General features: G+C 55.0%; 4 protein-coding genes and 1 pseudogene. All 5 read left to right on the forward strand.

The window, feature by feature from the left end; genetic code table 11:
- Positions 1-113: 113 nt before the first annotated feature.
- Positions 114-304, forward strand: a pseudogene (locus ABUH87_RS00120) (transposase); the annotation flags it as partial.
- 362 nt (positions 305-666) lie between these two features.
- Positions 667-2,205: an oligosaccharide flippase family protein gene (locus ABUH87_RS00125; RefSeq protein WP_367767687.1), complete on the forward strand. Its 1,539-nt coding sequence runs from the start codon at positions 667-669 to the stop codon at positions 2,203-2,205.
- Between the two features lie 26 nt (positions 2,206-2,231).
- Complete coding sequence (locus ABUH87_RS00130) at positions 2,232-3,332, forward strand: nitroreductase family protein (RefSeq protein ID WP_367767690.1); 1,101 nt, start codon at positions 2,232-2,234, stop codon at positions 3,330-3,332.
- Positions 3,333-3,446: 114 nt separating this feature from the next.
- Positions 3,447-4,571 carry a polysaccharide pyruvyl transferase family protein gene (locus ABUH87_RS00135; RefSeq protein WP_367767692.1) on the forward strand — a complete coding sequence of 375 codons (1,125 nt, stop codon included), beginning with the start codon at positions 3,447-3,449 and terminating at the stop codon, positions 4,569-4,571.
- Positions 4,568-5,428 (forward strand): glycosyltransferase family 2 protein, encoded by an 861-nt coding sequence (locus ABUH87_RS00140; protein WP_367767694.1) that lies wholly within the window; start codon positions 4,568-4,570, stop codon positions 5,426-5,428. The genes ABUH87_RS00135 and ABUH87_RS00140 overlap by 4 nt, the downstream gene beginning before the upstream one ends.
- Positions 5,429-5,787: the final 359 nt, after the last annotated feature.

The raw sequence follows: 5,787 nt of genomic DNA on the forward strand, positions 1-5,787 counted from the left end.
AACTGCTCCTGACCTATCGAACGATGCGCCATCGCCTGCTCTCCTCCTGGGAAAGCTCATAGAATCAGCATTCATCGCACCTGTCTACGCCCACCGCGCAAAGGCCTCATTACGGCTATGGCGGCAAGACCGTGCCAACCGAGAGCGGGAAGCTGGGAGATCAACGTTCCGCGCGAGGCATGAGCACCCGCGAGATCACCGGGCATCTGCGAGATATGTATGGCATTGACGTATCGTCAGACCTGATCAGCACGGCGACCGACGCGGTGCTCGATGAATCGCCACCTGGCAGCAAAGGCCGCTCGGTGCCCTGCGTTGTCAAGCGTGAGGTAGGATAGAACCTGTTTGCCAGCGGTGAAGCGTCGAAGCTGATCCGAGGGCGGTGTCCCGAGAGGGAACGCAGGGACGAACGATCTGCGAAGGTGGTCAGATGGGCTCACAAGCCCGCACCGTGTCAATGCAACGTTCGCCTCTGTGAGACCCGATACAGGACGACCAAGCTCCGGCCCGGCCAGTGCAGACAGATCCGTGAAACCCTCAAGGGATCAACACCGCCTAGCTCTGCAATTACAGATTTGGACCTTAGGGATTCCTTCGCCGACTGGACAGGCTAGCTCGGTGTTGCAGCGCGCGCCGTTCGCGTACAGAGAGGGAGCTAGCGCGGGTTTGGCACAGGGAGCATTGTCAAAAAACGACATGGTTGATATCCTTTTCTCTGATGCCCCAGCACCTCTGAAGAAGCGAAAAACGGCTCCATCGCTGAAACGCGACGCTGTCTGGACGGCTGCAGACACATTGGTTTCTGCAGGCTTTGCCTTCCTCTTTCGACTGATCGTTGCGCGCTTCATCGCTCCCACTGAGTTCGGCGTGTTCGCTCTAGCGCTCTCAACCTTCGCGGTTGTACAGGTCTTTAACGAATTCGGCATGGTTGCGACCATCATCCAGCGCTCAGAGGATCGCTTCACCCGCGAGTTGGTGGATACCGCATATGCTGCCTCTACCATTGTGTCTGCTCTACTGTTCGCCATCAATCTGCTCGTGATTGCCCCGCTCTCTGCATGGATCTATGGCAGTGAGCGCGTGGGCCTCGCGACCGCAGTGATTGGAGTGTCTTTCCTGTTCACCCCGGCCATCAGTGTCTCGCGTGCCCTGTTGTTCCGAGCGCGCAACTACCGCGCGGCTACCATCGCCCGCATCGGCTCCACACTGCTCAGTTTGTTTGCCGCTACCGCAGTACTCATCATGTATCAAAATGTCTGGGCGCTTGTGATCCAGATCATACTAAGCCAAATATTTCTGGCTATTGCCATGTTACGAGTTGGCGAGTGGCACCCTCGCTTTCGGGTGAGCATCCAAGCGTTTCGGGAGATGATCGGCTATAGCGGACTTGTTTTCACGAACGATGTTTTCAACGCGTTGGCAAAAAATCTGGATGTGATTGTACTCGGCCGTCTTTTATCGCAAAATCAAGTCGGCCTCTATTCGCTCGCCTTCTATGTTACCGACGTAGTACGTTTAAACCTTGCGTCTGTTCTCAATAGGGTGATGTTCACTCAGTACTCGGTGCTGCAGAACGACTTCGATGCTGTTCGCTTCTACGTGGTACGGACTATGTCTTGGAATGCGTTGGTCATGTTGCCAATAATGATTGCTCTCATACTAGCGGGCCCGATCATTTTGCCAGAATTACTAGGCGAGGCCTGGGCTGCAATGGGGCCTACCCTCCAATTTCTGGCACTGTCAGTAATGTTGGGCGCTATCGGTGGTACCACCTCCACCGTGTTTAAAGCACTGGGTCGTCCAGGCGTCGAGCTCGCCATTGCTGTCGGTACCGCAACGATAATCCTGGCACCCGCTCTTATCATTGGCGTCAGCATGTTTGGCATCGTCGGCGCAGCAGCGGCAGTCGCACTTAAGGTGCTGCTCAGCGTGATTGTGCGGCAGGTAATGCTTGATCGTATGATTGGCTCTACGTTGAGCCCAGTCCTCCAAGCAACCGCAGGCTCACTATTGGCCCAGATTCCAATAGTTTTAGTTTGGCTGCTCGTCATGCAGGTCCTGCCCCTTGCTTTACCCCTTCGTGCTGGTGTGGCGATTGTCTTAGGCTTTGCCGTTTACGGTGGCGGCCTCTTGCTGATGCGCAAGATAGAAAGCAGGGCATGGCCGGCGTTTAGTCGGCATCCACACAAGCAGGTGCAGCCTTAGTGTTAACTTCCGGAGTTGCGACATCCATGAACCTTGTTCGTCAGGCCGCCCGTCAGCTTCCTCCCGCACAACGAGAAGCAATTCATACCTTTATTCGTCGTGTGCAGCGGTCTATTCATCATTTCGTTTTGCAACATGCTGTGCGCAACCGCTTCGCCGCCGCCGCCTACTATTCATTTGTTAATCATGAGTTTCTGCGCGAAGCCCGTGCAGTTGCAGCGGGACAGCTGCGCTATGCGTCAGACCATCGCACGCAGTCTGGCAGTTATTATTTACTGCGGCGCAATATACATAGATTAGAAAAGGGACTGATCATGCGTCCCCGCCGTCGAGTTTTCGCTGCTGACTTCATCGACGAAACGGTAGAGATCTTCGCACACGCCATGCGCTCATCAGGCGGTGAGTGGAACAGCGAGCTGGTCTGGGCCGAAGATGTGCTCTCAGATTATTTTGCTGCGGTAGATGTTACAACAGCGAAAGTTGCGCCAGCTTACGCTCAATATTTAAACATTGAGAAGGTGGCGCGTGAGCCGGATGCCGTGCGGGCAGTCCCCTACAGGCGCAACCTAACCTTACCGCCGCCCGTTAACTTTGAAGACTTCATGGCGCTGACCCGCCGGCGTCGGTCGGTACGTTGGTACGATGATCGACCGGTTGATCGGATGATGATCAACCGTGCGCTTGAAGCTGCCGCGCAGTCTCCTAGTGCTTGCAATCGCCAACCATTCAATTTCCGCATCTTCGACAAGCCGGAGATGGCGCAACGGGTCACAGCAGTCGCCATGGGGACCAAAGGTTTCGCTCAGCAAGTTCCCGCAGTTGCAGTTGTGATCGGACAGTTGCGTGCTTACCCCTTTGAGCGTGACCGCCACGTTATTTACATCGACGGATCATTGGCGGCGATGAGCTTTATGTTCGCTCTTGAGTCTATGGGTATAGCGTCATGCCCGATCAATTGGCCTGATCAAGAACCACACGAAGCTCGTATTCGTGAGATAGTACCGATGGAAGAGGATGAGCGGGTGGTGATGCTAATCTCATTCGGATGGCCGGATCCGACCGGTATGGTGCCCTTCTCCAGCAAGCGTTCCGTTGCAGATATGGCCACTTTTAATAGAATAGCGTAATACGTTGCGTGAGTATTAATTTTTGCATATCAGGGCAAGTTCAAATATGTTTTGTATTATAAGCAAATTGCATTTAACTGATATTGGCTATTTCGGATGTAGGGTCGGCGCGGGATGATCGAAATTAAAGGAATCAACTTCGCCAATCATGGTGCGGCGATGATGCTAATGTCGATATGCGAACGCTTAGGTGATGTGCATCGTTTCGCGGCTGTTGCGACAGGGGACTACGACACTCGAGCACCCTACGGCCTTCACCAGATCGTGCGTCGTGTTGGACCCATTTCAGTCGCTCGGTTCGTCCCATGGGTGCCTGTTCGGCTACGGCGCCGTGTAGGGGTTGTGGCGGAATGTGAAATTGACGGCGTCCTCGATGCATCTGGCTTTGCCTATGGCGATGATTGGGGGGCGGCCAAAATTCATGAGCGATTAAATGCGGCGTTGGAGCGTCGAAAGCGAACTGGCATGCCCGTGATTTTATTGCCTCAGGCAATGGGTTCGTTCGAAAAGCCCGATGTTCGCGCTGCTTTTGGCCATGTAATCGAGCACGCTAGCTTGATCTATATTCGAGACAGCACGTCTCAAGCTTACGTAGAGAGTGCCTTCGGCAAGCACGATAAGGTTCGTCGTTGTCCCGACTTCACCATTGGACTTCAAGGCCTTCGTGATCCGCGTCACGCACGCTTCATCGGGCGACCTGCGATAGTGCCCAATCACATGGTGGTGCGTAATGCAGGCACAGCCGAGCGCAAGCTCTACATCGATCTACTTGCCGCTTCAGCTGAGGCAGCTCGTGCTGCCTTTGGTGCACCCTTTATCGCACTCCATGATGCAGTCCAAGATGCGGCGCTCGCGGTTGAGCTAAGCAAGAGGTTAGGTTCTATAGAGCAGGTCGTGGAACATCGCCCCCAAGTAATGAAAGGAATATTAGGCGATTCCGGGATAGTGGTGGGCTCACGCTTTCATGCGTTAGTTGGCGCACTGTCGCACGGCACGCCGGTGGTTGCCTTCGGGTGGTCACATAAATATGCAGAGTTGCTTAGCGATTTTGGATGCCCTGAAGCTCTCGTTGCGGTAGAGTCTGGTGCAGAGGGACAGGTTCGTACGCTCGTGGAGCACATTGTAGCAGATCGCTCTGCTCTTTCCGAACGCCTGAAAGACCGAGCCGCGGTGCTCAAAGTTCAAGTCGCGACGATGTGGAACGAGGTCGCCACCACATTAGTGAGTAAAGACGGATGAGCTTGCCCGCCGTTTCCATCATTATCCCGACGTATAATGACGAGCGGCTCGCCGCCTGCCTTGCCGCGTTGGAACTGCAGGATTATTCTGGTCCTTTTGAAGTTATCGTTGTTGACAACGGATCAGATGAACTGCCGACCGTAAGCGGGTGCGTGCAGCTGCTCCAAGAGCAGCTGCCTGGATCCTACAACGCCCGTAACAGAGCACTACAGGTCGCCACGGGAACGGTGTTGGCTTTTACGGACTCGGATTGTGTGCCTCATCCGAGCTGGATCAGCGAGGGAGTGGCTGCAGTTACGGCGGGAGCGGATATTGGGCTTGCCGGGGGGCGGGTGCGAATTCTGCCTATGTCTCGTGAGAAGCCTAGCTTGGCCGAGCTTTATGAAGTCGCGATCGCTTTTCCTCAGGAAAGTTATATTCGTGAGGGGAAATATGCGGCTACTGCTAACATGTTTACCACGCGAGCTGTGATGGACAGAGTAGGACCCTTCAATGGCAAGCTGCGCTCCGGTGGCGATGCTGATTGGGGCCAGAGGACTGCGGCAGCGGGATTCCGTCAAGTCTATGTGCCGCGTGCAATCGTTGATCACCCCGCTCGCACTCATCGAGAGATCATGCAAAAGCTTCGCCGCACCACCGGCGGTGAGCGCGATCGACGGCCCAGTTGGATACCGGCGATTAAATTCATTGCTCGTCACCTGCTACCTCCGCGATCACGTATCCGTCGCGTGTTGAGCCTAAAAGAGATTAGCTCTTTTCAGAAAGGGCCATTGGTAGGATATTGTCTGCTAATATCTTGGGCTTATGCATTCGAGAGACTTCGTCTTCAGATCAAGGGTACGCAGTCTAGCCGATGAAGGCATGAAACATGTGCATACTTCAAGGCCTCCAGTTGGACGTCGTGATTTACCTGTGGCGGTGTGTGCTGGATTGTAAGCGGGGCTTGAGCCCCACCTTGCACGTATGATCCTCCCGGTAGAGTCTCGCCGCCTTTGATTGAGGGTAACCGACCGGTTGAGGCCGCCTGTCGAAGGGTGAGTTGAGCGCGTAAGAGACGTCCATAAGGACGTTGTTATGGACGTCCTGAGCGGGAGCGAGGGACGGCTGTGGAGATATTGGGCCGGGAGCGGCGTCGCCGGTGGAGCACCGCGGAGAGGCTTGAGATCATCGCCGCAGTTGGGGTGAACGGCGAGACGTTGGCACGTGTTGCGCGGCG

Origin of the sequence: Novosphingobium rhizovicinum (assembly GCF_040813635.1) — a bacterium.
Classification (GTDB): Bacteria; Pseudomonadota; Alphaproteobacteria; order Sphingomonadales; family Sphingomonadaceae; genus Novosphingobium; species Novosphingobium rhizovicinum.